Genomic DNA, 24,958 nt, shown 5'->3' with positions numbered 1-24,958 from the left:
GCGCACGTTCCGATACCGTCCCGTCACGCGCCCGGCGCGCGCGGCGGCTGCTGCTGCGTTTGCTGTGCTTGCTGCGACTGGAGCAGGTCGCGGATTTCCGTCAGCAGCTTCTGGTCCAGCGTCGCACCGGCCGGCGCGGCATCCAGGGTGGAACGCGCGCGGGCAATGGCCTTGACCATCAGGAAGATGATGAAAGCCAGCAGGATGAAGTTGATCAGGATGGTGACGAAGTTGCCCCATGCGAAGACATTGCCGCCGGCCTTCAGGATTTCGGCATACGTCATCGGACCGTTGTAGCCTTCGGGCATGTGCAGGACGATGAACTTGTTGGAGAAGTCCACCGATCCGCCCAGGATGAAATTGACCACCGGCATCACGATGTCTTTCACCAGGGAGTCAACGATCTTGCCGAAAGCGGCGCCTATGATGACACCGACGGCCAGGTCGACGGCATTGCCCTTGACGGCGAAGTTGCGGAAGTCCTTGAGAAATCCAGTCGCTTTGCTCATATCTGCTCCTGTGCGGGTACGCCCTTGATTGGGCTGAGGCTATAATACGCGGTTGCTACATTGTTACAAATGGCCAGCCAAATATCCACACCCCTTCTAAGGGGGGATGCTACACACCGTTGCCCAACGGGCCGCGGTCGCATAACAAGGATGGAAGATGAGTCAGAACACGATGGTGCATGGAGATGACGAAGGCGCAGTACCCACCAACTTGCCGCCGGACCCATCAAGACGTTTTTGGGTAACAACAGCCTGTGCTCTGGGTGGCGTTGCGGGCGTCGCAACCGCCGTGCCCTTTGTAAGTACATTTGCCCCCTCCGCCAAGGCCCGCGCGGCCGGCGCGCCCGTTGAAGTCAACGTAGGCGACATTCCCGTCGGCCAGATGATCACGGTCGAATGGCGCGGGAAGCCAGTCTGGATCATTCATCGCTCGAAAGAGCAGCTCGACGGCCTCAAGGCCAACGACCCCCTGGTCGCCGATCCGGAGTCCAAGCGTCCGGGCTTCACGCCCAAGTATGCCGAGAACGAGTACCGCTCGCGCAAGCCCGAGCTGTTCGTCTGCGTCGGCATCTGCACGCATCTGGGCTGTTCGCCGACCGCCCACTTCGAAAAGGGTGGTTCCAGCGGCATGCCCGCCAACTGGGAGGGCGGATTCCTCTGCCCCTGCCACGGCTCCACCTTCGACCTCGCCGGCCGCGTCTTCAAGAACAAGCCCGCGCCGGACAACCTCGAAGTTCCTCCGTATCAGTATTTGAGCGACGCCCGCATCATCATCGGCGTCGACGAAGACAACAAGGCCTAGGATCCCCGCCCCACGCCGCGGGGGCGGACCTGCGCGCAAAAGAATCAGATACGCCACGTATAGCAAAGGAGCTGCTTCATGGCTGGCGAGAAACACGTCGAGACTACAGGTTTGCTGGGTTGGGTGGACAGGCGCTTTCCGGCGACCTCGACCTGGAAGGCACATCTTTCCGAGTACTACGCACCGAAGAATTTCAATTTCTGGTATTTCTTCGGCTCCCTGGCGCTGCTGGTGCTGGTGATCCAGATCACCACCGGCATCTTCCTGGTGATGCACTACAAGCCGGACGCGGAGCGCGCGTTCCAGTCCGTCGAATACATCATGCGGGAAGTCCCCGGCGGCTGGCTGATCCGCTACATGCACTCGACCGGCGCGTCGATGTTCTTCGTGGTGGTCTACCTGCACATGCTGCGCGGCCTGTTCTACGGCTCGTACCGCAAGCCGCGCGAACTGGTCTGGATCTTCGGCGTGGCGATTTTCCTGTGCCTGATGGGCGAGGCCTTCTTCGGCTACCTGCTGCCGTGGGGCCAGATGTCCTACTGGGGCGCACAGGTGATCGTGAACCTGTTTTCCGCCATTCCCTTCATCGGACCGGACCTGGCCATCTTCATCCGCGGCGACTATGTCGTGTCCGACGCCACGCTCAACCGCTTCTTCGCATTCCACGTCATCGCCATTCCGCTGGTGCTGGTGGGCCTGGTCGCGGCGCACCTGGTAGCGCTGCACGAAGTCGGGTCCAACAACCCGGATGGGGTGGAAATCAAGCAAGGCCCGAAGGACCGCTACGGACGACCGCTGGACGGCGTGCCTTTCCATCCGTACTACACGGTGCATGACATCGTCGGCGTGGCGGGCTTCCTGATCGTCTTCGCCGCCATCGTGTTCTTCGGCCCGGAGATGGGCGGCTACTTCCTCGAGTACAACAACTTCATCCCCGCGGACTCGCTGAAAACGCCGCCGCACATCGCCCCGGTGTGGTATTTCACGCCCTTCTATTCGATGTTGCGCGCCACCACCGACGACTTCACCTGGGTCTTGTCCGGCGCCGCGGTGCTCGGCGCCCTGGCCCTGTTCATCAAGGGCAATCTCAAGGGGCTGTGGCGCCTGGTGGTGCCGATCATCCTGCTGGTCATCGCCGTGCTGCTGCGCGCCCTGGACGCCAAGTTCTGGGGCGTGGTGGCGATGGGCGGCACCGTGGTCATCCTGTTCTTCCTGCCCTGGCTGGACCATTCGCCGGTCAAGTCGATCCGCTACCGGCCGGGCTGGCACAAGGTGCTCTACGCGATTTTCATGATCAATTTCGTGGTCCTCGGCTACGTCGGCACCCAGCCGCCTTCGCCGGCGCTGAACCTGACATCGCAGATCGGGACGCTCTATTACCTGGCATTTTTCCTGTTGATGCCGGTCTGGAGCCGCCTGGGCACTTTCAAGCCCGTGCCCGACCGCGTCGTCTTTCATGCCCACTAAGCCCCAGGACCTGAAACGGAATGATCATGATCAAGAAGCTGATGGGTGCCGCGGCGCTGATGCTCGCGTGTACCGCCGCGCTGGCGGCAGAAGGTGGATATCCCCTGGACCGGGCGCCGGAACGTGCGAATGACATGGCCGCCCTGCAAAATGGGGCCAAACTCTTCGTCAACTATTGCCTGAACTGCCACGCCGCCAGCTCGATGCGCTACAACAAGTTGCGCGATATCGGGCTGTCCGACGAGCAAATCACGAAAAACCTGATGTTCACGGGCGAGAAAGTGGGCGACATGATGACCGTCGCCATGCCGTCCAAGGACGCCAAAAAGTGGTTCGGCACGGTCCCGCCGGACCTGTCGGTGATCGCCCGGGCCAAGTCCCAGACTGCAGGCGCGCCCGGAACCGATTATATTTACACCTATCTGCGTTCTTTCTACCGCGATACCAACCGGCCGACCGGTTGGAATAACCTGGTGTACCCTAACGTGAGCATGCCGCACGTGCTCTGGGAACGCCAGGGGCCGCGTGAGTTGACGACGGTGGCCATGCACGAAGTCGAAGGCAAGGAGGGCGAACCCAGCTGGGAGCGCACGACCACCGTTTATGATGCGCAGGGTTATGCCACCGTCAAGAAAGAGGCGGTTGAGCATTTCCATGGCAGTGAAAGCTTCAACGCGACGTTCAAGACCTTGAACCCGGCCCTTACGGCCCAGTTCGACAATGACGTTGCCGACCTCAGTGCATTCCTGACCTGGATGGCGGAGCCCGTCGCCCAATTCCGCAAGGAACTGGGCGTTTGGGTATTGCTCTTCCTGGGTCTTTTCCTGGTCGTGGCCATGCGCCTTAATGCTTCCTACTGGAAGCACGTCCGGTAAACCAGCTTGCCCCGCCGGGGGCTGGCGGGGCTCCTGGAGCCTCCGTGGGCAGCATCGCCCTTGCTGCCCCCCTGGCAATTGGGGCCAGCGCCTGCTAGATTGGCGGCGCTGGCCTTTCGCTTTTCATACAAGGACTTATCGCCATGATGGTGCTTTATTCCGGAACCACGTGTCCGTTTTCGCAACGCTGCCGCTTTGTGCTGTTCGAAAAAGGCATGGATTTTGAAATCCGGGACATCGATCTGTACAACAAGCCCGAAGACATCTCGGTCATGAATCCCTATGGCCAGGTGCCCATCCTGGTCGAACGCGACCTGGTGCTGTACGAATCGAACATCATCAATGAGTACATCGACGAGCGCTTCCCGCATCCGCAGCTGATGCCCGCCGATCCGGTCATGCGCGCCCGCACCCGCCTGTTCCTGTTCAACTTCGAAAAGGAATTGTTCGTGCACGTGTCGGAGCTGGAAGACCGCAACAGCAAGCCGGACGAGAAGCGCCTGGATCGCGCGCGCCAGAACATCCGCGACCGCCTGGCCCAGCTGGCCCCCATGCTGCTGAAGAACAAGTACATGCTGGGCGACGAATTCTCCATGCTGGACGTGGCCGTCGCGCCCCTGCTGTGGCGCCTGGATCACTACGGGATCGAGCTGCCGAAGAACGCGGCTCCGCTGCAGAAGTACGCCGAGCGCATTTTCTCGCGTCCGGCCTACATCGAGGCGCTGACCCCGTCTGAAAAAGTGATGCGTCGCTAAGGGACCGGCATGGGCGAATCGTCGACCAAACCGTACCTGATCCGCGCTCTCCACGAGTGGTGCACGGATAACGGCTATACCCCGTACATCGTGGTGCAGGTCAATGCCCGCACCATGGTGCCGCCGGCGCATGTCCGCGACGGCCAGATCACGCTGAATATCGGCAACCTGGCCACCAACCAGCTGCGCCTGGGCAACGACCTCATCGAGTTCCAGGCCCGCTTCAGCGGGATCGTGGAGGATGTCTCGGTTCCCGTGGGCGCCGTCAGCGCGATTTATGCGCGCGAGACGGGCGCCGGCATGGGTTTCGAAGTCCAGGCCGACGAGCCGGCTTCGGAAGGCGAGAATGCCGCGACGGAAGCGCCCGCCGGGCAAACCGACACGCGCGATGACGAACCGCCCGGCGACGATCCCCCGCCGCGGCCGCGCCTGACCATCGTCAAATAGGCGTAGCGGCCCACCCGCCGGCCGCACGCGCCCGGAGCGTTTACAATACGCGTCCCGTAACGGCCCGCCCCTGATGGCGGCGGGCCGTTCACAGCCGGCTTAGCTCAGTTGGTAGAGCAGCGCACTTGTAATGCGAAGGTCGGGGGTTCGATTCCTCTAGCCGGCACCATAACGCAGTCCATAGAAGTCCAAGACAGCCTAAAAGCCCTGAGTTTTCAAAGACTCAGGGCTTTTTTTGTTGCCTATCACAGTCCAGGCAGGCCTATGGGCATACCATCGTCGCCGATGGCATTTTTGTTGTACCTGCTGAAAACTCATCAACAAGTCCGCCGATGAATGTCGAAAACCCCGTAACCAATGAGGCCAGCCGGGATCCAATCTGCTAACCATGATGCGTGCCGGGCAAGAAGACGATAGAAAATATTGCGGGAGGCGGTCGACGTCATGAAATCCCGAAAGTGGATTGCGCGCTCGCCTTCGTTGCCCGGCAGCGGCCAGTGAAGACGGTCTGGGACGTCTCGAGTTCCGATGCGGCAACGGCGAGCCGCTACGGGTGGCGTTTACGCTGGACTGCTGCGACCGCGAGGCATTGTGCGGGATTTCCAGAAAAAGAGGCAGGGGCTCGACTGCCACGTATTGCGATGCACCCTTGACAAGCAGATTACGCGCGGTATAGGCTCTTACCTGTCTACCAATGTAGATAGCTGTGTTGCGGGGCAAACCTATATGGTGAGCTTTTTCACGTGTATCTAGGCTGTTTTACTTTCCTGGACGGCGCGCTGGCGCGTCGAAAAATATGGCACTCGATCTTCAACAAATCAGGGCACTCTACCTCCGCTACGGCGACCTTTCTTACAGTGGTGAACCGGTCACGCAGCTCGAGCATGCGCTGCAGTGTGCAGCGCTTGCAGAGGCCGAGGGGGCGAGCGATGAATTGATCTGCGCCGCGCTTCTCCATGACGTCGGGCATTTGCTCAACAAGAGCAGTGTCAACCCGGCCTTGCCGGGCACCGACGATTTACATCAGTACTACGGGTTGCCCTTTCTGCGTTCAGTCTTCCCTGATGCGGTTGTGGAGCCGATTCATCTGCACGTGGACGCCAAGCGGTGCCTATGCGCGGTCGATGAAGGGTATTTCAACAAACTGACTGCCGGATCAGTACGAAGCCTGAAGCGGCAGGGCGGGCCTCTTTCTGAAGTAGAGGCCGCAGAGTTCCTCCGGCGACCCTACGCAGAGGATGCATTACGTGTGCGCCGCTGGGATGACCGCGCCAAGGTGGCCCACCTCGACACGCCGGATCTCGAGCATTTCCTGACAGTCGTGTCTCGGGTGATGAAAGCGCCCGGAAATGCGGCTGGCTTGGGGAATCAGCCTTCCCGTTGAGGTAAATCGCATGGGTGCTTCCTGGAAACGCAATGCCATGAGGAATAACTGTGTCATCTGAAGGCAGTCTTTCGCCTCGCCGCCAAGGTACCTCAGTATGGAAGCAGATTGAGGACACGCTGCTCGCGGAAATCGTCGCGGGCGAGCTCGGACCTGGGGAACGTCTCCCAAGCGAGAGCGCCCTGGCCGAGCGGTTTGGCGTCAATCGGCACACCGTTCGTCGAGCATTGGCCGAACTTTCCGCGCAGAAGATGGTGCAGGTCGAAAATGGGCGAGGAGCATTCGTTACCCAAAGAGTCCTCAGCTACAGGATCGACAAGCAGACTCGCTCTTTGGAAAGCATGCTGCGGAGCGGACTCGACATGAAGGTCAAGGTTCTCAAGGCGCAACAGTCGATCCCCCCCCCAGACCTTGCGAGTGCGATGCGTCTGCCCCTCGATGCGCGCGTCTGGATGATTGATTCCTTGAGCACCATCGAAGGAATGCCTGCAATCAGTGCTCGACACTCCATTCCGGTGCAGAGGTTTCCGGATTTTCTTGACCGGTACAAACACACGAAGTCGCTTAGTGCCACGCTGAAAACGTACGATGTGGTGTCAAGTCGTCAATCAATGATCGTGTCCGCAAAGCTTGGCGATACCGACGATCTTAAGCTCCTGAAGCTGGTACATCCCGCGCCGGTGATAGTGGTGGAGAGCGTTTATGTCGATCAGCAAGGCGTACCGGTAGACCACGGGTTTTCCCGATTTGCGGCGGACCGCATCGACCTTAAGTTCGACTGAACAATATCGCGGCCCGTTTGGACTGCGTCAGCTAAGAGGGGTAGTGCTTTGCTAATTCGGAACATGTGCATCGACGACTACGACGACGTCATCAGTCTCATGCAACGGACGCCTGGCGTAACTTTCCGCGATGCAGACTCAAGGGAATCCACGAGCAAGTATCTCGAGCGCAACCCGGGACTTAGTTTTGTCGCCAGGGTCCGCAATGAGCTCATTGGATGCGTCATGTGTGGGCACGATGGGCGTCGTGGGTATCTGCAGCATCTCGTCGTCGCGGCAGACCATCGACGGAAAGGAGTCGCAAGCGCGCTGGTCGAACGATGCCTCTCCGAACTAGAAGAAATCGGCATCGTGAAGACCCACATTGACGTCATCAAGACAAATGCCGCGGCTCGTGAATACTGGGAGAGACAGGGCTGGACCTTGAGGACGGATATAGATCGCTACTCGTTCGTTCGAAACGGAACGATCAATGCCTGACACCTTGCGCCAACATTCGTTCGTAGGAAGGAAATCCTTTCTCAACTATTCGAATCATCTCGGTCAAACTGAAAGGTACTCATGAAGACGAAGACTATCACGGCTTGCCTGGGATTTTTATTCACTTGCGCCGCTCATGCGCAGAGTCCCGAGGAAAATTATCCCACTCGCGCTGTGACGTTGGTTGTGCCGACCGCGGCCGGAGGATCGAATTCCATCATTGCGCGACTGATCGCGCAGAAGCTGCAATCCCAGCTAGGACAGGGAATTATTGTCGAGAACAAGCCGGGCGCTAATTCGGCCATAGGCGCGCAGTATGTCGCAAAAGCAAAGCCCGACGGGTATACGTTGTTGCTTACCGGCGCTGCGACGTTCACGACAAATCCGATTCTCTATCCTAATCTCGGCTATAAGCCGCAAGATTTTGATTATGTCGCCATCACTGGGAAAACACCGCTGGTGTTGATTACCAATACGGAAACGGGATTCAAGAGCGTATCCGACGTCATTGCCGCTGCTCGGAAGTCACCGGGGATGCTTGCATATGCTTCGTTCGGAAGCGGCTCGACCGCCCACTTGGCGGGTGAGTCATTCTCCAGAAAAGCGAACATATCGTTGATTCACACCGCGTACAAGGGCAGCACCCCGGGCCTTGCAGACCTAATGGGGAATCAAATCCCCCTCTCCTTTGACACGCTTCCCGCGGCGCTCCCGCTGATCAAGGCCAAGAAAATAGTCGCCCTGGCCGTCACGACAGAAAGCCCGTTCGCGCAACTGCCGAATGTCCCGACGATAGCGTCCACAGGCCTCGGCGAATTCAATTTCGCTGCATGGTTTGTCTTGGCCGCTCCCAAGGGCACACCCGTAGCCGTCCTCAAGCGAATCGAGGAAGCGACCAAGGCTGCCATGGGTAGTGCGGATCTTCAGCAATCGCTGCTTCTCAACGGAATCGAAAACACCTTTATGGATGGCGCCGCTGTCAACTCTCTGATGAACAAGGAAATGGAGCACAACAAAGTCATTATCCGGCAAGCGAATATCAAGCCGGAATGAGGCAACTCGTTCCGCTTCTGATGATCCACCGCGGACAGCTAAGCCACATCAGCGCTTAACGATTCGAGCCGCCGTGCAAGCAGATGAAGCAGCCGTTGCAGACCGGCCTGTAAGCTTCCCACGGACTTTGATGCTGCCCAAAGAGCACCGAACAGCATTCACGGGCACGCTGCCAGTTCCGGATACCTCCGCCGGCGTTACGGCTATGCCCTAGCCGCCGGCCGCACGCTCCCGATTCCGGGGCCATGAGCATTTTTACTGTCGCTACCTGCCTATGTCCGGAATCATCACGCTACTCGACTTTGCTGGCTATGTCGCCCTGCTGCTGTGGGGCGTGCACATGGTCCAGACGGGCGTCCAGCGCGCGTTCGGGGCGGCCCTGGGCACGTTCCTGGGACGGGCATTGAGCACCCGCCTGCGCGCCTTTTGCGCGGGACTGGCCATCACAGCCGCCCTGCAAAGCAGCACGGCCACCGGCCTGATGATCACCGGTTTCGCGGCCGGCGGCGTGGTGGCCCTGGTGCCGGCCCTGGCTGCCATGCTAGGCGCCAACGTCGGCACCACCTTGATCGTGCAGCTGCTGTCCTTCGACCTGACGGCGCTGGTCCCCATCCTGATCCTTGTCGGCGTGTGGTTGTTCCGCCGCTATCCGCCAGGACTCAGACGCGACCTGGGCCGCGTGTTCATCGGTCTGGGCCTGCTGCTGATGTCGCTGCATTCCCTGGTGAACCTGTTCGCGCCCTTCCAGACCGCACCGCTGCTGCGCACCATTCTGGATGCCCTGGCCACCCAGCCGGTGGCCGCCATGCTGCTGGCCGCGACCCTGACCTGGGCCGCCCATTCCAGCGTGGCCGTGGTGGTCCTGCTCATGTCCATGGCCAGCCACCACCTGGTGAGCGGACCGGCCGCCTTCGCCATGGTGCTGGGCACCAACCTGGGCACGGCCATCAATCCCATCATCGAAGGGGTCACGGGCGATGATCCTGCGGCGCGCCGCCTGCCTTTGGGCAATCTGCTGACACGCCTGGCTGGCGTGGTGCTGGGGCTGTTGCTGTTGCCCTGGGTGCAGCCGTGGATGGAGGGGCTGTCCGAGGACGGCGCGCGCGCTGTAGCCAATTTCCACACCCTGTTCAACGCCATCATCGCCGTGGTGTTCCTGCCCTTCCTCACGCCCTACGGTGCGCTACTGACGCGCTGGCTGCCAAAGCGCGCCAACCCCAACGACCCTTCGCTGCCGCATTACCTGGACGAGGCAGCGCACGACGTGCCGGCCGTAGCGCTGGGCAATGCCTCGCGCGAAGCGCTGCGAATGGCCGACATGTTGCAGACCTTGCTGCTGCTTGCCCGCGCCGGCTTCAGGCGCGACAACCGCCATCGCCTGGTGCAGGCGCGCCAGCTGGACGGCGCGCTGGACAAGCTCGAGACTGCCATCACGCTGTACCTGGCCACGCTGGATCGAGAGAACATGACCAGCGACGACACGCGGCGCATGGAAGAAATACTGGCTTTCGCCAGCAATATCGGCCATGCCGCCGATGCCGCGTATCACGGCCTGCTGTCGCATGCGAACAAACTCCGCAAGCAGGGGCTGGTATTGGCACCGGAGCAGCGCGCGGAGTTGGACGAGGTACTGGGCGAACTGCTGGCCAACGAAAGCAGCACCGCCGCCCTGTTCGTCAATGCGGACCTGCGGCAGGCACGCGCGCTGGCGGGGGAGAAGGAAAGGCTGCGGGCGTTGGAAATCCGCGCGTCGGAAGCCCACCTGAACAAGATCAAGTCAGGTCAGGTGGACGCCGCCGAAGTCGGCCAGCTGTACCTGGACATCCTGCGCGATGTGAAGAGCATCAACTCACACCTGGTCGGCGCGGCGGCTTATCCAGTGCTGGCCAGGGAAGGCGAACTGCTGCCGAGCCGGCTTCGCGAGAGCGTCAACGAAACCGGGAATTGAGCCTGGTGCGTAAGCTGTACAACGAAGGGCGCTTGCTGGATCAGCCAGCGCAACTGCCGCAAGTTGACGTCATCGGAAGACAGGCGGCAAGGATGTTTCAGCCGCAAAGAACTATCTGAAGGAAGAAGAGATCACCAGGCGTGCTACCCAGGCCAGGCCGAACGCGAAAATCGAATTAGCACTCTCAATCTCCGTGTGACAACCGCTCACCCAAGTTGCGCAGGGCCGCGGCTCGGCGCGGGCTGTCTTCGTGGGAGGCGTTGAGCGTGGACCACTCCGGCTTGCTGCGCGCCTCCTTGAGTTCGGCCGGCAGCTTGCCTTCCCGCCAGGCCCGGTCGCCATCGGCCGATGTATCGGCCGATACATCGGCCAGGCGCAGCGGATCGCGCGCCGCGTGGCCCCGGCGGTCCAGCGCCTCGATCAGCTGGCGCGCGCGCAAGCCCAGCAGGCGCAGCACGGCATCGTCGATGCTCAGTTCGCGATAGCCGCGCAATTTACCCAGCAGGCGCTGGCCATAACGCTCCGCGCTTTGCCACAAGCCGCCGGTGGCGGCGCCAACCAGCGCCGCCGTGCCCAGGCTGACGCCGGCCAGCATCAAATCGACCGCCGCGCCTGCCATGGCGCCGGCGGCCACGCCCATGCCAACGCTCACGCCGGCGTCCTTCAGCGCCTGCGGATGGAAAAGATCCATGCCCCAGCGTTCGCCGGTCAGCGGCAAGGTCTCCGCGTCGTAGTCCTCGTGGCGGAAGTTGTAGAGCGCGAGCACGGCATCGATGCAGGCCTGCTCACGGTGTCGCGCACGGTCCTGCAAATCCTGGGCGGCGGCGCGCAACGCGGCCTCGTCGGAGGATGACGCCAGGCGCAAGGCGGCGATATCCAGCAGCATGCCGGCCGCCAGGCGTCCTGCCTTGTCGCGGCGTTCCCGGCGTTGGGTCGCCAATTGATCGGACAGCGCCTGCAGCGTATCCGCCCGCGCGTCCAGCAGCATGGCCAGGCGCGCATATAGCTGGCGCTCGCCGTCCAGCGGCGGCGCCACGGTGTCGAACTCCAGCAGCGCGTGCAGCCCCAGCCGCGCCATGGCGTCGCGCCATTGCTGGGCGCGATGGGCCGGCGCCCGCACGAAGTTCAGGACGGGCAGCAGCGGCTTGCCGCAAGCCGCCAGCAATGCCAGTTCGTCCAGATGCTTGGCCAGCACGGGGTCGCGCGCATCGATGACATACAGCGCGGCGTCGCAGTCCAGCATCTTGGCCAGCACGCGCGCTTCCTGTTCGAAGCGGCCGCGCGCCTCCGGCGCGTCCAGGAAGCGGCGGATGCGCGCCGGGCCATCCAGCCGTTCCGTGCCCGCCAGGCGGTCGACGTAGTCCAGCAGGGCGACGCTGTCCTCCATGCCGGGCGTGTCGTACCAGGCCAGCACCGGCCGGCCGTCCAGGCGCAGTTGCGCGCCCTGCACGCGGCGCGTGGTGCCGGGCGCGTCGGCAACCTCGCCGAAGCCGGCGTCGCGGGTCAGGGTGCGCAGCAGCGACGTCTTGCCCGTGTTGGTGTGGCCGACCAGGGCGATTTGCAGCGGGCGGGACAAGGCGGCCGGTCTCTCACCCGCCGGCGGAAGTGGCACGTCCACCGGGGCACGAGGCCCATCCAGTGGCGGATGTGGCATCGAGGGCGCAGGCGCGGACGCCGGGCGGGCGGGATCGTCGGGTGCGTCAGCCATGGCCCTCCTCCAGCCAGCGCAGCGCCGGTGCGGCGTCGCGCAATAGATCCTCTTCGGCGACCCCGGCCGCACGCAAGCGATCGCGCCAGGCCGCCGCGCGCGACGGCGCCGCGGCCGCGATATCGTCATCGCCCAGCAGCCAGAGCCGGGTTCGTTGCGCGGCCGCGGACAAGTCGGCGATCAAGGCCAATGCGCCCCGGTCCGGCGTCTGGCGTGCATCGCAAACAATCAGCAAGCGCGGCGCGGGCCGCGCCGCCAGGGTATCGAGCAGGCGCCGCCGCTGCTCCCGCGTGTCCAGATTGCCGCCGTCGGCCACGGTCGCGGGCAGGGCCGCGGGCGGCCACGGCAGATCCGGCGCCAGCTCCAGCCCCACCAGGGTGGGCGCGACGCCGACAGCGCTGGCGTTCGCATGGCCGATGCGCGGCCCCTGCCACGCCGGCGCCGGCGCATCGTCGTCCAGGGTGTCGGCGGGAGGCGCCAGGCGGGACGCCAGGCCGGCGTAGCCGGGCAGATCGGGATCCAGCCGCAAGCCGGCCAGCGCCCGCCGCAGCATGAAGACGCTGAGCAGCCACGCCAGCAGGCGCGGCAGGATGCCATACGTCACCAAGGCGCCGATCAGCCACATCGACCACTGCGCCTGCGCCAACGCCGGCAACTGCCGCGTACCGTCGCTGGCCGCCACCAGGGCGGCGTCCGGCACGGAAAATCCCAGGCGCGCCGGCAGCCAGCCCAGCACATCGGTCAGGCGCACGAACGTTTGCGGGTCGAGCAGCGTTGTGGCCCAGATGAAGCGATAACTGGCGGTGGACAGGACGAGCAGCAACGTCGCCAGCGCGGCGGTGAGCGCCAGGAGCCACACGAAATGGCTTACCGTCCCGAACAACCAGCGCAGGCCGCCGGCCCGCGCCAGCAGGCCCAGCAAGGCCTGCGCGGCAAGGCTGGTATCCGGGCCACGCGCCAGGCGTCGGCTGACCCATAGCCAGAGGCGCGCCAGCCCCTGGCCCGCGCCGCGCGGCGTCGCCACGCTGGCGCCTACCCAGAACAGGAAGGTCAGGGCATGCAGGCCCAGCAAGGCGCCCAGCGCATGCAATACGTTGACGGCGCGGGCACCGTCACCGAGGGCGCCCAGCGCGGCGCCGATGCCGGCCATGAGCCCGGCGCCCAGCAGCAGGACCAGGCCGATGACGGCGGCGCGGCGCCACGCCGCGAGACAGGCGGCCAGCCCGGTCTGCCGGCCCAGCAAGCGGGCTCGCAACAGGATGCGTTGCGGCAGCGGCCCCGGTGCCAGGCGCGCCTGGCGCACTGCCTGGGCGTCATCCACCGGCCCCCAGTGCTCCTCGCGCAAACGCACGGTTTCCGCCAGCCACAAGTCATCCAACGCGGCGCGGGCCGCCGGCGCGGAGGATATCGCGGAGGTGTTCAATGCCGGCATGTCCGGTTCCGCCGGCGGCGGGCAGGGGTGTCGTTGGTCTGGGCCATGGCGGCCGGTGGCTCCCAAGGATGCGCTGGCGGACGCTGCCGCGCAATGGCGCATTCTAGCGTTCGCACCCGGGGCCAGGCGCCGCGCTCTTGCCCCGCATACGGCGAAAAGGGCGAGGTTGAAACAGGGATGTTGACTTTTGCAAGCAAATGGCGTAGTATCCGAAAAGCTCGTTGTATTGCGAGCGTGGTGTCCAGCATAGAAATCAGGTCGATAGCAGTCCAGATGGGTCATCCAGATGGCCAGATGGCGGTTCCAGGAAGTCCCTGGCGTTCATCTCCAGACCTGACGCGGCTGTCATCGCAGGTTTTGCCGGCGATATACGCAGCCGGGTGCACACTGGCGGTTTCCTCGTCCTCCATAAAAAACACGGAAAATCCCGCCGGCGTCGAAAGCGTCCTGCTTGCCGTTCCATCAGGCCATCCGCCTGTACCATGGCATGCCCGGAAGTCCTCCGTCGATTGCAGAACCTGCTGCAGTTGATTCTTGTAGCGTCTTGTGCACTTATGCACGGCCTTTTCCGGCCGTACGGCCTCATCCTTCTGGATGAGCCCAATACGCCATCCGCAGCAATGTTCCGGTCACGTAACTGGGACACCATATAACGAGTCACGTCACCCGCGCCAAGACCTGGCGCGTATGCCGAACGCGAGTCCGCAACGGTGAATATTTCCCGGCGAACCGCGACAGCGCCGGACCCGACGGTCCGACGCAAAACCAGAAGCCCGCCCCACGCGGGCCATAACAACACATAGCTAGATTGGAGTACCCAACAATGACCACCATGATGCAACCCCGACTGACGCGGCGCTCGACCCACGCGCTGGACAACACCCCCATCCATGTGGGCGACATCGTCCATCTGCAACCGGAACACGGCCCCCGCATCGCCGCTCGAGTGATCTACAACACGCCGTTCAACGGCGCCACGACCTATACGACGGACCTGGTTCCGTGCATGGCGGAAAACGGCCGCATCCTCAAGCAGCGTTTCCGCTTCCGCCACGAACACGTTCATCGCATCGAGTCCGTCCGCGGTTGATGGCCGCTGCACGCGGGCGCGCCGGGGCCGCCCCAAGCGCGTATCCTTCCACAGGGAAGATACGCGCAGCGACTGGAAGGTAATCCAGTGTGCGCGCCGTCCTTTATCCCCGGCCGCCATTGTCGGCGCTACGTGACTAAAGTTTCCGGGCGCCGCCGCTTTTTCCCCCACCCCGTTTCCCTTAATCTTGCTTCGCTGGCATAACGCCGCCGTATCGGTGTGTGTGCATGCGCCACACTATTGCGTGCAAGTCCGTGCCCGCCTGTCGGACGCTGCGTCCGCCTTCCCTGCCACCCCTGAAGATTCGATAAGCGCGTTCGGCCCCGCCCGCGCGCATTGCCCATGCTGTTGCCCATCCTGCTTCTTTCCGCCGCCGGCTTTACGATCCTCACCACCGAATTCATCATCATCGGGCTGCTGCCCGCGATGGCGCGCGATCTCGGCGTGGATGTCGCGCAGGCAGGCCTGCTGGTGACCTTGTTCGCGTTCACCGTGGCGGCGACCGGTCCTTTCTCGACGGCGCTGATGGCGTCCCTGCCGCGCAAGCGTGTCTTCGTCGCCGCCCTGGCCATCTTCGGCGTGGCCAATGCCATGGCCGCCTGGGCGCCGAATGTCCTTGTCATGGGCGTGGCGCGCTTCGTGCCCGCGCTCGCGCTGCCGGTATTCTGGTCCCTCTCCAGCGATACCGCCATCAGCCTGGTGGGGCCGGCGAAAGCCGGCCGGGCCGTATCCATGGTTGCCTTCGGCATCGTCGTGGCGACCGTCCTGGGCATACCCATCGGCGTCCTCATCGCCGACGCCTTCGGCTGGCGCGCGGCTTTCGTCGTGCTGGCGGTGCTGTCTTTCGCCAAGGCCGGCTTGCTGCAACGCTACATGCCGTCGGTGCCGAGCAGCGCCCACGCCGGTTCGCTGTCCACCCAGCTGCGCAGCCTGCGCGATCCCCTGCTGGTCGGCCACGTGCTGCTGTCCTTGCTGGTCTTCACCGGCATGTTCACCGCCTATACCTACCTGGCCGACATGCTGGAGCGCCTGGCGGGCTTCAACGGCCAGGTGGTGGGCTGGTCCATGATGGCCTTCGGCGCGGTCGGCCTGATCGGCAATACGCTGGGCGGCCGCATGGTCGACCGCAGCCCGATCGGCGCCACCGCCCTGTTCAGCGTGCTCATGGCCGCGGGCTTGATGGCCATGGTGCCATTGGTGCATGTGCCGGTGGGACTGGCGCTGGCCCTGGCCTTGTGGGGCATCGCCCAGTCGGCCCTGTTCATCGTGTGCCATGCGCGCGTGATGAAAGCGGCGCCGCACGCGGCGGCATTCGCGGCATCCCTGAATATCTCCGGCGCGAATATCGGCATAGGCGTGGGCGCGGCCCTGGGCGGTCGCATCATCGACACCTATGGCCTGGGCGCGCTGGGTTGGGCGGCGACGGCGGTATTGGCGCTGGCCCTGGTGGTGGCGGCCTGGTTGATGCGCGGCACCCGCCGCGCGGCGGCCGCGCGGACGGCGCCGGCGGCACGCATGCCGCGCACCGCGGCGTCCGAGGAGACCTGCGTGGGCGCGGGCGACTGATAAAGCGGCTAGCTAAAGCGGCTAGCTAAAGCGGCTGACTAAAGCGGCTGACTAAATAAAGCGGCTGATAAAAGCAGCTTGAAGCGGCTAATAAAAGTAGCTGATTATCGGGCCCGCCAGCCGGCCAGCACGGACGGCAGCTCCCGCATGTCGCGTAGCACCTGCGCCACGCCCGCATCGAGCAGGGCCTGGGCATCGCTATGTCCGGGGCCGCCGGGGCTGTAGCCGAAGACCGTCGCGCCCGCTGCCACGCCGGCGCGGGCGCCGGTGACCGAATCCTCCACCACCGCGCACCGCGCCGGATCGACATCCAGTGTGCGGGCGGCGGCCAGGTAGACGTCGGGCCAGGGCTTGTTGCGCGCCTGTTCCTGCCCGCTGACGACGTGCTCGCCAAAGCAATCCTGCAGGCCGATCTTGGTCAGTTGCAGATGCAGCTTGTAGCGGTCCGCGCCCGAAGCCACGGCAATGCGGCCGTCGACGGCGGCGTGCACGGCGCGCACCGCTTCGGGCGCGCCGGGAACGGGCAGCAACTCCGCTTCCAGCGCCGCATTGCGGCGCGCGCGGAAGCGTTCTATCCATGCCGCATCGATCAGATGGCCGGTCTCGGCCTGGATGCGCGGCGCCTCGTCGAGCACCGTCTTGCCCAGGAAGATGCGCAGCGTCTCTTCCAGCGTAAGCCGCCAGCCCATCTCGCCCAGCATGGCGGTCAATATGCGGTTGGTGATCGGTTCGGAATCGACCAGCACGCCATCGCAATCGAACAGGACGGCGTGGAAGGGAAAGTCAGGCATGAAGCGTTCAAACGACGGCGCGGCCGCCGTTGCAATGGGAATGGGAAAGACTGGAAGCGTACCTGAAACGGCGCCGGCGCACGCCGGCGCCCGCGGGTGACGCAATCCGGGGCGCAGGCCGGCCGCGCGGCCAGCCCGGGGAAAGAAAACACGGACGGCGAAAATGCAAACGGCCGGGATCGCTCCCGGCCGTGTTCATCCTTACCGCCGGTCCGGCCCGCGCCGGACGCGTCGGCTTACTTGGCGCGCGCGGGCGGCGGGACCACGACCGCGCCGGCGCCCGGCTTGGCGGCGTCTTCCGCGTCGTCGCCTTCATCGGCGTCCGGGGCATCGGGATCTTCCTCGTCCATGCCTTCGTCCGGATGCATGCCCATCGCCATGCCGGCGACCATCATCGCGAACTCCTCCAGCGGCATCTTCTTGCCGTTCAGGTCGACCACCTTGTCGGCATAGCCCAGCGTGCCGACCACGTTGTCGCCATCCTTGCTCAGGTAGCCGGTCGCGACCGCCATTTGCGCCAACGCCTGGGTAGTCGCCTCGGCCTGGCGCTGCGCGGTGGCGGCGTCCAGCTTGCCCTGCTGCTGCAACTGCTGCGCGACGATGCTGGTCACCATCGGCGTCGACACGACCACCTTGGCGTCCAGCTTGCGCAGGAGCTTGGTGACCATCTGGTCGACAGGCTGGTCCGTCGAGCCCGGATCGCCCAGGTCCAGCGTCAGGTTGAAGCGCGACTCGCCCTTGGCGTTGCGGACCAGGATGGGATCGATGAAGAACGTCGGATTGCCCGCCAGCAAGGCCTTGCCCGCGGCGATCGCCTTCTGGCGCTCTTCGGGCGGCAGGTCGAACGCCTGTTCCGGATCATCGCCCGGCTTCTGCTTCAGGGTGCGGGAGAACACATTGCCATACAGCTCGACCAGGGTCTTGACCGCGTCGGACGCCAGGTTGCGCGCGCCGAAGCCCAGGCGCAGGCCCGCGATGTCCTGGCTACCCACGTTGAGCATGCCGACGTCGTACATGACGCGCGCGGACATGCCGCCGGCGCCTTCGATCAATTCGGCGTTCTGCGTGTAGTTATTCAGCAGGATGGTCGGATCCGTGCCATGCACGATGCTGATCTGCTTGACCGCCAACTGGTTGGTGCCCACCTGCAGGCCGGCCTGGCCCTGGTGCATGTCGCTGTTCAGCGCCAGGCCGGAGACCTGTACCTTGCCCGGTTGCTCGGCATCCTTGATGTCCAGGCTGACGGAGTCCATATTGCCCGAGACCTTGGCCGCCTTGGTGGCGTAGGTCGTCGCAACTTGCAGCGTCATGCCCGAGAAGTCCAGGTCGGCGTCGTCATGCTGGACTTTCACCGGCTGGAGCGTCAGGTTGCCGTCGACATCGCGGCTGTAATGGATGGTGGCGTTGCCGGAGAACGGCGCCACGCCCTTGGTCAGGTCGAACCAGGGCTTCACGGTGTCGTTGTTGACCAGCTCGAACGCGCTGGTGGCCATCACGGGCGCCAGGGCGCCGGTCTTCAGGCGCGCCAGCGGGAAGGGGCCATGTTCCACATGGTCATGCAGCAGGAAGGCGACGTCCTGCACGGGCTTGTCCTTCTCGACAGTCACCCCTTCGATCACCAGGCTGTACTGGATATCGGATGAAAAAACGTGACGCTCCAGAGCGTTCACCGCGATCTTGATCTTGGCGTTCGGCAGGAGCGCCTGCAGCTTGGCATTGCCGTCGTCCACGCTCTGGCGCACCACGGCTTCGACGCGCTTGCCGGTGTACCAGGACGCGCCCACCCAGGCCACGCCCGCGACCACGACCACGCCTGCCACCACACCTAGTGATTTTTTCATGAGGCTTCCACTTCCCGGTTGATTCGAGCCGGGGATTATAGAAGTTACAAATGCGCCCGCACGGGCAAAAGCGTACTTAAACCCAGCAAACAGTTACAGGACGCTACGAATCGACCCTGGTCGGATGCCCTGGTGTCAATCCGGGAAATCGCGGAGTTGTCGTAACGGCGGTCCCCGCTGCCTGGCGCACGCGGAAAAGGGAACTTCCAGGCCCTGGGACAGCCTAACGTGAAACTGACGTGCTGCCCTGACGTGCTGCGCTTCCTGTGACGAAACCCTACGCCGCAGGCTGGCACCGCCCGGTGTTCAGCTACAATGCCCGCCGTGTGCAATGCCAATCGGCACACATCCCATGCGCGGCGCTCGCCGCCGTGACTGGCCCACCGGGCCTTCCCTTTCTCCTGTTTCCGTCCGCCTTGATTGGAGTCTCTCAACTTGAGCGACAGGCTGCCGCTGGAGTTGTACTTGACTGCCAATACCACTTTCGCCGACCTCGGGCTGGCTGATTCCCTGTTGCGCGCCATCGCCGAAACCGGCTACACGGCGCCGACGCCCATCCAGGCCCAGGCCATTCCGCTAGTGCTGCAAGGCGGCGACCTGCTGGCCGCGGCCCAGACCGGCACCGGCAAGACGGCCGGCTTCACGCTGCCCATCCTGCACCGCCTGATGCAGGCGCCCGCCGCCGTGCGCAAGCCCGGCCGCCCGCGCTGCCTGATCCTCACCCCGACGCGCGAACTGACGGCGCAGGTCGAGGAATCGGTGCAGACCTACGGTAAATACACCGCGCTGAAATCCATGGTGATGTTCGGCGGCGTCAATATCAATCCGCAGATCAGCGCCTTGCGCAAGCCGCTGGACATCCTGGTCGCCACGCCGGGCCGCCTGCTCGATCATGCCGGCCAGAAGACGGTCGACCTGTCGGGCGTCGAGATCCTGGTGCTGGACGAAGCCGACCGCATGCTGGACATGGGCTTCATCCGCGACATCCGCAAGGTGCTGGCCCTGCTGCCGTCCAAGCGCCAGAACCTGCTGTTCTCGGCCACGTTCTCGGACGAGATCCGCACCCTGGCGCGCGGCGTGTTGAACGACCCGGGCGAAGTCTCGGTCACGCCGCGCAACACCGCCACCGAACTGGTCAAGCAGACCGTGCACCTGGTCGACCAGCATCACAAGCGCGACCTGATCAGCCACATCATCCGCGAAAGCGGCTGGCACCAGGTGCTGGTGTTCACGCGCACCAAGCATGGCGCCAACCGCCTGGCCGAGAAGCTGGTGAAGGACGGCCTGAGCGCCGCCGCCATCCACGGCAACAAGAGCCAGGCCGCCCGCACGCGCGCGCTGGCCGGCTTCAAGGATGGCGGCGTGACCGTGCTGGTCGCCACCGACATCGCCGCGCGCGGCCTGGACATCGACCAGTTGCCGCAAGTGGTCAACTTCGAATTGCCCAACGTGCCCGAGGACTACGTGCACCGCATCGGCCGCACGGGCCGCGCGGGCGCCACCGGCGCCGCCATTTCGCTGGTCGACCCGAGCGAAGTGAAGCTGCTGCGCGCCATCGAGAAACTGATCCGCAAGCCCATCGACCGCGTGGAAATCCAGGGTTGGACGCCTCCCGCCGGCGTGCCGGCGCATGAGCGCGACGACGAGGACGACGAACGCGAAAGCCGCGGCTTTCGCAACGGTGCGGGCCGCAACGGCAGCCGCGCCTCCAACGGCGGCGGCCGCGGCCAACAGGGCAATGGCCGCCCGGCCGGCGGCGCGCGCGGCGGCAATGGCAATGGCCAGGGCAGCGCCAACGGCCGTCCCGGCGCGGGCGCCCGCAGCGGCCAGCCGCCGCGCGGCGGCGCGGGCCGTGCTGCCGCCGATGGCCGTGGCGGCAATGCCGGCAACGGTGCCGGCGAACCGCGTCGCCCGGCGCCGGCACGTCCGGCGGAAAGCCGCGACGGCGCGCGCAGCCATGGCGACAACCGCCCCGCCGCAGGGCTGGGCCGTCGTCCGGAAGCGGCACGCCGCCCGGCCTTGCTGTCCAAGTAAACAGCCGTGACGCTCTCCTCCTGGCTGACTTTCTTCCTCGCATCCTGGGCGATTTCGTTTTCGCCCGGGGCGGGCGCCATTTCCGCCATGTCCTCCGGACTGAAGTACGGTTTTGCGCGCGGCTACTGGAATACGGTCGGGTTGATCAGCGGCATCCTGTTCCAGTTCGTGGTTGTCGGCGTGGGCCTGGGCGCCGTGCTCGCCGCGTCGGAACTGGCCTTCGCCATCGTCAAGTACCTGGGCGTGGCCTACCTCATCTACCTCGGTTGGCGTCAGTTCCGCACCGACGCCGCGCCGGTCTCGGTGGACACCGGCAATCCGGCGGACGTGTCCGTGCGCGCCCTCGTGCTGCGCGGTTTCCTCGTCAACGCCAGCAATCCCAAGGGCACGGTGTTCCTGCTGGCCGTGGTGCCGCAGTTCATCGACCCCGCCCATGCCCTGACGCCGCAATACGCCGCCATCGCGGGCACCCTGGCCTTCACCGACCTGGTCGCCATGGCGGTCTACACCCTGCTGGCCGCGCGCGTGCTGCGGCTGCTGCGCAGCCCGCGCCATATCCGCTGGATGAACCGCGTATTCGGCTCGCTCTTCATCGCCGCCGGCCTGTTCCTGGCGACCTTCCGCCGCGCCAGTTGAGCCGGCCGCCTCGCAACGCTACGTAGTGAATGCCTAGATGAATATCCAACAAGAAGTCGCGCGCCGCCGCACTTTCGCCATCATTTCCCACCCGGACGCGGGCAAGACCACGCTGACCGAAAAGCTCCTGCTGTTCGCGGGCGCGATCCAGATCGCCGGCAGCGTCAAGGCCCGCAAGGCCAGCCGCCACGCGTCATCCGACTGGATGGAAATCGAAAAGCAGCGCGGCATCTCGGTTGCCTCGTCGGTGATGCAGATGGAATATCGCGACTGCGTCATCAACCTGCTCGACACCCCGGGGCACCAGGACTTCTCGGAAGATACGTATCGAGTGCTGACGGCGGTGGACGCCGCGCTCATGGTGATCGACGCGGCCAACGGCGTGGAGCCGCAGACCAAGCGCCTGCTGCAGGTCTGCCGCGCGCGCAATACGCCCATCATCACCTTCATCAACAAGATGGACCGCGAAGTCCGCGAGCCGCTGGACCTGCTGTCGGAGATCGAATCGCACCTGGGCATGGACACCGTGCCCTTCTCCTGGCCGGTGGGCATGGGCAAGGCCTTCGGCGGCGTGTTCGACATCCGCCAGGACCGCATGCGCCTGTTCCGTCCGGGCCAGGAGCGCCGCGGCGGCGACGACGAGTTCATCCAGGGCCTGGGCAACCCGGAAATCGCCCAGCGCTTCGGCAGCGCCTTCGAACAGGCCAATGGCGAAATCGCCCTCATCAACGAAGCTTCGCCGCCCTACGACGAGGCCGAGTTCCTGGCAGGCCGCCAGACGCCGGTGTTCTTCGGCTCGGCCATCAACAACTTCGGCGTGCAGGAAGTCCTGGACGCGCTGGTGGACATGGCGCCGCGCCCCGGCCCGCGCCAGTCGCTGCAACGCGAGGTCCAGCCCGACGAGCCCCGCTTCAGCGGCGTGGTCTTCAAGGTGCAGGCGAACATGGACCCGGCGCACCGCGACCGCGTGGCCTTCGTGCGGGTCTGCTCCGGCCGCTTCGAGCGCGGCATGCGCTTGAAGGTCAGCCGCACCAACAAGGAAATGCGGCCGAACAACGTGGTGTCCTTCCTCTCGCAACGCCGCGAGCTGCTCGACGAGGCCTATGCGGGGGACGTGATCGGCATCCCCAACCATGGCGTCCTGCAACTGGGCGACGTGCTGACGGAAGGCGAACAGCTGCAGTTCACCGGCCTGCCCTTCTTCGCGCCTGAACTGTTCCAGGCCGTGGAAGTGAAGGATCCGCTGCGCACCAAGCAGTTGCGCACGGGCCTGGTACAGCTGGGCGAGGAGGGCGCCATCCAGGTGTTCCGTCCGGTGGCGGCGGGTGGCGCCATGCTGCTGGGCGCGGTCGGCCAGCTGCAGTTCGAAGTGGTGGCCCATCGCCTGAAGGCCGAGTACAACGCCGATGCCCGCCTGATGCCTTCGCGTTACACCATGGCGCGTTGGATTACGTCGGAAGACCCCAAGGCGCTGCGCAAGTTCATGGATGCCAATGCCGCCCACATCGCCTATGATGTGGTGGATGCGGCGGCCTTTTTGGTAAGCTCGCCCGCGCAGTTACGAGTGGCGGAAGAGTTATATCCAGATGTGAAATTCCATGCCATGCGTGAGCATGGGGGCCGTGTCTTCGGCGACAAAGTCCAGGCCTGATACGATTACCGTCCCCAAAGACCCGAGAGGTTAGGAATGTCTTGGCGAGTATTGTTCGCAACACTGCTTGTAGCGCTGGGCGCCGCGGCGTGGGGCGGCATCCAGTTCGGCGACTGGCTGGTGGCCCATGCGCCCCCTGCCGCGCCAGCACCCGGCCAGAATGGCGGCGCGGACGAAGCCATCCTGGATGCGAACGGCCGACCCTATCTGGCCCAGCCGCCGCAACCACGCGTGGACGGCACGCTGGGCGTGCCCGAGAAGCCCGCGGACACCGATTGGCAGATCGGCACCGCATCCCTGTTCGACACCGTGCACGATCCGCTGGTGCAGATTTCCCGCGACACCATCACCATGGACCAGGCGCGCCAGATCGCGTCCGAGACCAACGTGCCGCTGCCCAGCGGACCCAACGACATCAGCACGCTGGACCTGGCCACGCAGCAGGCGCAGACCCAGCAGGCGGCGCAGCAATACGCGCAGATCCAGGCATCGCGCAACGTCACGCAGTCGACCATGGTTCAGGCCATCGACATGCCTACGCCGCGCCAGCAACAGGCCATGGCGAACAACAGCCCGGCCGCCAAGGGCTGGCAGGATGCGCTCAAGCGCGAACTGTCCCAATGCGCATCGATGGGCTTCTTCGATCGTCCCACCTGCTCCTGGAATGCCCGCAATAAATACTGCGGTCCCAACCAGGCCTGGGGCACGATCCCGGAGTGCCCGAGCAAGGTCCAGTAACTGAGCAAGGTCCAACAAGTACGACGCGCCGATCACCGGCGCGTTTTCCCTTACAGGACATTACTCACGGCCCCGCCCGTGGCGGTGGCAAGATTTTTCCATCCTAGCTATTGGCGCGTCGTCGACGCCGTCGGGCCATGACCGTATCGTGCCTGCCGCCGCCGGCGCGGAAGGTTGGAAATGTCCTGGCGAGCCCTGTTCGCCACGCTGTTGGTGGCGCTCTGCGCCTCGGCGTGGGGTGGCATTCAATTCGGCGACTGGCTCGTGGCGTATGCGCCCGGCTCGTCGCCCACCAATGAAACCACGGCCTTGGCGCAGCCCTTGCCCCGCGACGAGCATGGCGAACCGCTGCTGTCCTGGCCACCGCAACCGTTGGTGGACGGCACGATGGGCGTGCCCGAGAGGCCCGCGCCGCCAAACTGGCATGTAAGCCGGCAAGCCTCGCTGTTCAACGGTCCGCACGATCCGCTGGTGCAGATTTCGCGGCGCGGCGTCGACCTGTCTCAGGCACGCCGCATTGCCGCCGAAATCCTGGCCGCGCGGACCGCCGGAATGAACGCCGACGCAGCCTACCCGCAACTGCACGCGGCGGACGACGTCATCCCGCAGACAGCGCTCCAGACCATGGACATGCCCTCGGGCAAGGTGGTCGTCGTGCCGACCTCGCCGCGCGCCGTGGACACGCCACATCTCGTCGCCGCGGCCGGACCCGGCGTGCCTGGCGCGGTCATGGAACGGACGGTCCTGGAACGCACGCCCCTGCCCGACGTCCGGCTCGTGGCCGTCGAAACACCGTCACTCGCAACGACGCCGCCGGACTGGCGGGATGCGCTCAGGCATGAGCTGTCGCAATGCGCCTCACGCGGTTTCTTCCAACGCCCCACCTGCGCATGGGCCGCGCGCAACAGGTACTGCGGGCCCAACCAGGCGTGGGGCACGATGCGCGAATGTCCGCGCAAGGTGGAATGA

22 protein-coding genes, 1 tRNA gene and 1 pseudogene are annotated in these 24,958 nt (G+C 64.7%); 18 read left to right on the top strand and 6 right to left on the bottom strand.

Going from position 1 to position 24,958, the window contains the following annotated elements; genetic code table 11:
- Positions 1 to 23: 23 nt before the first annotated feature.
- Positions 24 to 509: a large conductance mechanosensitive channel protein MscL gene (mscL, locus tag C7R54_RS11565; RefSeq protein WP_129150598.1), complete on the bottom strand. Its 486-nt coding sequence runs from the start codon at positions 507 to 509 to the stop codon at positions 24 to 26.
- A gap of 157 nt (positions 510 to 666) precedes the next feature.
- On the opposite strand from mscL, the gene petA reads away from it, so the two are divergent.
- The 10 genes from petA to C7R54_RS11510 all read left to right on the top strand — a co-directional run bounded on the left by petA (position 667) and on the right by C7R54_RS11510 (position 8,554).
- On the top strand, positions 667 to 1,311 hold the full coding sequence (gene petA, locus C7R54_RS11560) for a ubiquinol-cytochrome c reductase iron-sulfur subunit (protein ID WP_129150597.1): 645 nt from the start codon (positions 667 to 669) through the stop codon (positions 1,309 to 1,311).
- 78 nt (positions 1,312 to 1,389) lie between these two features.
- Positions 1,390 to 2,778: a cytochrome b gene (locus C7R54_RS11555; RefSeq protein ID WP_129150596.1), complete on the top strand. Its 1,389-nt coding sequence runs from the start codon at positions 1,390 to 1,392 to the stop codon at positions 2,776 to 2,778.
- Positions 2,779 to 2,798: 20 nt separating this feature from the next.
- Positions 2,799 to 3,653, top strand: a complete 855-nt coding sequence (locus C7R54_RS11550; protein ID WP_240039491.1) for a cytochrome c1 — start codon at positions 2,799 to 2,801, stop codon at positions 3,651 to 3,653.
- Between the two features lie 143 nt (positions 3,654 to 3,796).
- On the top strand, positions 3,797 to 4,408 hold the full coding sequence (locus C7R54_RS11545; RefSeq protein WP_088596781.1) for a glutathione S-transferase N-terminal domain-containing protein: 612 nt from the start codon (positions 3,797 to 3,799) through the stop codon (positions 4,406 to 4,408).
- A 9-nt stretch (positions 4,409 to 4,417) separates the two neighbouring features.
- Positions 4,418 to 4,855 carry a ClpXP protease specificity-enhancing factor gene (locus tag C7R54_RS11540; protein ID WP_129150594.1) on the top strand — a complete coding sequence of 146 codons (438 nt, stop codon included), beginning with the start codon at positions 4,418 to 4,420 and terminating at the stop codon, positions 4,853 to 4,855.
- Between the two features lie 93 nt (positions 4,856 to 4,948).
- A tRNA-Thr gene (locus tag C7R54_RS11535) sits at positions 4,949 to 5,024 on the top strand.
- Positions 5,025 to 5,651: 627 nt separating this feature from the next.
- Positions 5,652 to 6,239 (top strand): phosphonate degradation HD-domain oxygenase, encoded by a 588-nt coding sequence (locus C7R54_RS11525; RefSeq protein WP_129150592.1) that lies wholly within the window; start codon positions 5,652 to 5,654, stop codon positions 6,237 to 6,239.
- Positions 6,240 to 6,289: 50 nt separating this feature from the next.
- Positions 6,290 to 7,021 carry a phosphonate metabolism transcriptional regulator PhnF gene (gene phnF / locus C7R54_RS11520; protein WP_158021193.1) on the top strand — a complete coding sequence of 244 codons (732 nt, stop codon included), beginning with the start codon at positions 6,290 to 6,292 and terminating at the stop codon, positions 7,019 to 7,021.
- A 48-nt stretch (positions 7,022 to 7,069) separates the two neighbouring features.
- The gene (locus C7R54_RS11515; RefSeq protein WP_275669688.1) at positions 7,070 to 7,501 is read left to right on the top strand and encodes a GNAT family N-acetyltransferase; all 432 of its coding nucleotides are present in this window, start codon (positions 7,070 to 7,072) and stop codon (positions 7,499 to 7,501) included.
- An 81-nt stretch (positions 7,502 to 7,582) separates the two neighbouring features.
- Complete coding sequence (locus C7R54_RS11510) at positions 7,583 to 8,554, top strand: Bug family tripartite tricarboxylate transporter substrate binding protein (RefSeq protein WP_129150589.1); 972 nt, start codon at positions 7,583 to 7,585, stop codon at positions 8,552 to 8,554.
- A 38-nt stretch (positions 8,555 to 8,592) separates the two neighbouring features.
- On the opposite strand, the pseudogene C7R54_RS29210 reads toward C7R54_RS11510, so the two are convergent.
- A pseudogene (locus C7R54_RS29210) lies at positions 8,593 to 8,764 on the bottom strand (PLP-dependent aminotransferase family protein); the annotation flags it as partial.
- A gap of 64 nt (positions 8,765 to 8,828) precedes the next feature.
- On the opposite strand from C7R54_RS29210, the gene C7R54_RS11500 reads away from it, so the two are divergent.
- The gene (locus C7R54_RS11500; RefSeq protein WP_129150588.1) at positions 8,829 to 10,502 is read left to right on the top strand and encodes a Na/Pi cotransporter family protein; all 1,674 of its coding nucleotides are present in this window, start codon (positions 8,829 to 8,831) and stop codon (positions 10,500 to 10,502) included.
- 184 nt (positions 10,503 to 10,686) lie between these two features.
- Here C7R54_RS11500 and C7R54_RS11495 read toward each other — a convergent pair whose 3' ends face one another.
- Positions 10,687 to 12,078 carry a GTPase/DUF3482 domain-containing protein gene (locus C7R54_RS11495; RefSeq protein WP_240039490.1) on the bottom strand — a complete coding sequence of 464 codons (1,392 nt, stop codon included), beginning with the start codon at positions 12,076 to 12,078 and terminating at the stop codon, positions 10,687 to 10,689.
- 124 nt (positions 12,079 to 12,202) lie between these two features.
- Positions 12,203 to 13,642: a DUF2868 domain-containing protein gene (locus C7R54_RS11490; RefSeq protein ID WP_129150587.1), complete on the bottom strand. Its 1,440-nt coding sequence runs from the start codon at positions 13,640 to 13,642 to the stop codon at positions 12,203 to 12,205.
- A gap of 823 nt (positions 13,643 to 14,465) precedes the next feature.
- Here C7R54_RS11490 and C7R54_RS11485 point away from each other — a divergent pair.
- Together C7R54_RS11485 and C7R54_RS11480 are read left to right on the top strand one after the other, a co-directional pair.
- Positions 14,466 to 14,732, top strand: coding sequence for a hypothetical protein (locus C7R54_RS11485; protein ID WP_129150586.1), 267 nt, complete (start codon positions 14,466 to 14,468; stop codon positions 14,730 to 14,732).
- A 342-nt stretch (positions 14,733 to 15,074) separates the two neighbouring features.
- Positions 15,075 to 16,298 (top strand): MFS transporter, encoded by a 1,224-nt coding sequence (locus tag C7R54_RS11480; RefSeq protein ID WP_129150585.1) that lies wholly within the window; start codon positions 15,075 to 15,077, stop codon positions 16,296 to 16,298.
- A gap of 104 nt (positions 16,299 to 16,402) precedes the next feature.
- Here C7R54_RS11480 and C7R54_RS11475 read toward each other — a convergent pair whose 3' ends face one another.
- The gene (locus C7R54_RS11475; RefSeq protein ID WP_129150584.1) at positions 16,403 to 17,089 is read right to left on the bottom strand and encodes an HAD family hydrolase; all 687 of its coding nucleotides are present in this window, start codon (positions 17,087 to 17,089) and stop codon (positions 16,403 to 16,405) included.
- A gap of 236 nt (positions 17,090 to 17,325) precedes the next feature.
- Complete coding sequence (locus C7R54_RS11470) at positions 17,326 to 18,930, bottom strand: YdgA family protein (protein ID WP_129150583.1); 1,605 nt, start codon at positions 18,928 to 18,930, stop codon at positions 17,326 to 17,328.
- 465 nt (positions 18,931 to 19,395) lie between these two features.
- On the opposite strand from C7R54_RS11470, the gene C7R54_RS11465 reads away from it, so the two are divergent.
- The 5 genes from C7R54_RS11465 (at position 19,396) to C7R54_RS11445 (ending at position 24,958) form a co-directional block, all read left to right on the top strand.
- Complete coding sequence (locus tag C7R54_RS11465; RefSeq protein ID WP_192903642.1) at positions 19,396 to 20,964, top strand: DEAD/DEAH box helicase; 1,569 nt, start codon at positions 19,396 to 19,398, stop codon at positions 20,962 to 20,964.
- Positions 20,965 to 20,970: 6 nt separating this feature from the next.
- Positions 20,971 to 21,600: a LysE family translocator gene (locus C7R54_RS11460; protein ID WP_129150582.1), complete on the top strand. Its 630-nt coding sequence runs from the start codon at positions 20,971 to 20,973 to the stop codon at positions 21,598 to 21,600.
- Between the two features lie 37 nt (positions 21,601 to 21,637).
- Positions 21,638 to 23,251 (top strand): peptide chain release factor 3, encoded by a 1,614-nt coding sequence (locus tag C7R54_RS11455; protein WP_129150581.1) that lies wholly within the window; start codon positions 21,638 to 21,640, stop codon positions 23,249 to 23,251.
- 36 nt (positions 23,252 to 23,287) lie between these two features.
- A complete protein-coding gene (locus tag C7R54_RS11450; RefSeq protein WP_129150580.1) occupies positions 23,288 to 23,989 on the top strand; it encodes a hypothetical protein in 702 nt (233 codons plus the stop codon).
- A gap of 180 nt (positions 23,990 to 24,169) precedes the next feature.
- Positions 24,170 to 24,958, top strand: coding sequence for a hypothetical protein (locus C7R54_RS11445; RefSeq protein WP_129150579.1), 789 nt, complete (start codon positions 24,170 to 24,172; stop codon positions 24,956 to 24,958).

The organism is Achromobacter aloeverae (assembly GCF_004121055.1).
In the GTDB taxonomy this organism is placed as follows: domain Bacteria; phylum Pseudomonadota; class Gammaproteobacteria; order Burkholderiales; family Burkholderiaceae_B; genus Bordetella_C; species Bordetella_C aloeverae.
The sequence above is the reverse complement of the archived record's forward strand: the minus strand, read 5'-3'. Positions and strand labels throughout refer to the sequence as shown.

Excerpts from the sequence above, each read along its gene's own strand:
- C7R54_RS11485 (WP_129150586.1), top strand. The coding sequence starts at position 14,466 with ATGACCACCATGATGCAACCCCGACTGACGCGGCGCTCGACCCACGCG.
- C7R54_RS11455 (WP_129150581.1), top strand. The coding sequence starts at position 21,638 with ATGAATATCCAACAAGAAGTCGCGCGCCGCCGCACTTTCGCCATCATT.
- C7R54_RS11540 (WP_129150594.1), top strand. The coding sequence starts at position 4,418 with ATGGGCGAATCGTCGACCAAACCGTACCTGATCCGCGCTCTCCACGAG.
- C7R54_RS11470 (WP_129150583.1), bottom strand. The coding sequence starts at position 18,930 with ATGAAAAAATCACTAGGTGTGGTGGCAGGCGTGGTCGTGGTCGCGGGC.
- C7R54_RS11490 (WP_129150587.1), bottom strand. The coding sequence starts at position 13,642 with ATGCCGGCATTGAACACCTCCGCGATATCCTCCGCGCCGGCGGCCCGC.
- petA (WP_129150597.1), top strand. The coding sequence starts at position 667 with ATGAGTCAGAACACGATGGTGCATGGAGATGACGAAGGCGCAGTACCC.
- mscL (WP_129150598.1), bottom strand. The coding sequence starts at position 509 with ATGAGCAAAGCGACTGGATTTCTCAAGGACTTCCGCAACTTCGCCGTC.
- C7R54_RS11475 (WP_129150584.1), bottom strand. The coding sequence starts at position 17,089 with ATGCCTGACTTTCCCTTCCACGCCGTCCTGTTCGATTGCGATGGCGTG.
- C7R54_RS11500 (WP_129150588.1), top strand. The coding sequence starts at position 8,829 with ATGTCCGGAATCATCACGCTACTCGACTTTGCTGGCTATGTCGCCCTG.
- C7R54_RS11480 (WP_129150585.1), top strand. The coding sequence starts at position 15,075 with ATGCTGTTGCCCATCCTGCTTCTTTCCGCCGCCGGCTTTACGATCCTC.
- C7R54_RS11545 (WP_088596781.1), top strand. The coding sequence starts at position 3,797 with ATGATGGTGCTTTATTCCGGAACCACGTGTCCGTTTTCGCAACGCTGC.
- C7R54_RS11445 (WP_129150579.1), top strand. The coding sequence starts at position 24,170 with ATGTCCTGGCGAGCCCTGTTCGCCACGCTGTTGGTGGCGCTCTGCGCC.
- C7R54_RS11525 (WP_129150592.1), top strand. The coding sequence starts at position 5,652 with ATGGCACTCGATCTTCAACAAATCAGGGCACTCTACCTCCGCTACGGC.
- C7R54_RS11555 (WP_129150596.1), top strand. The coding sequence starts at position 1,390 with ATGGCTGGCGAGAAACACGTCGAGACTACAGGTTTGCTGGGTTGGGTG.
- C7R54_RS11450 (WP_129150580.1), top strand. The coding sequence starts at position 23,288 with ATGTCTTGGCGAGTATTGTTCGCAACACTGCTTGTAGCGCTGGGCGCC.
- C7R54_RS11550 (WP_240039491.1), top strand. The coding sequence starts at position 2,799 with ATGATCATGATCAAGAAGCTGATGGGTGCCGCGGCGCTGATGCTCGCG.
- C7R54_RS11510 (WP_129150589.1), top strand. The coding sequence starts at position 7,583 with ATGAAGACGAAGACTATCACGGCTTGCCTGGGATTTTTATTCACTTGC.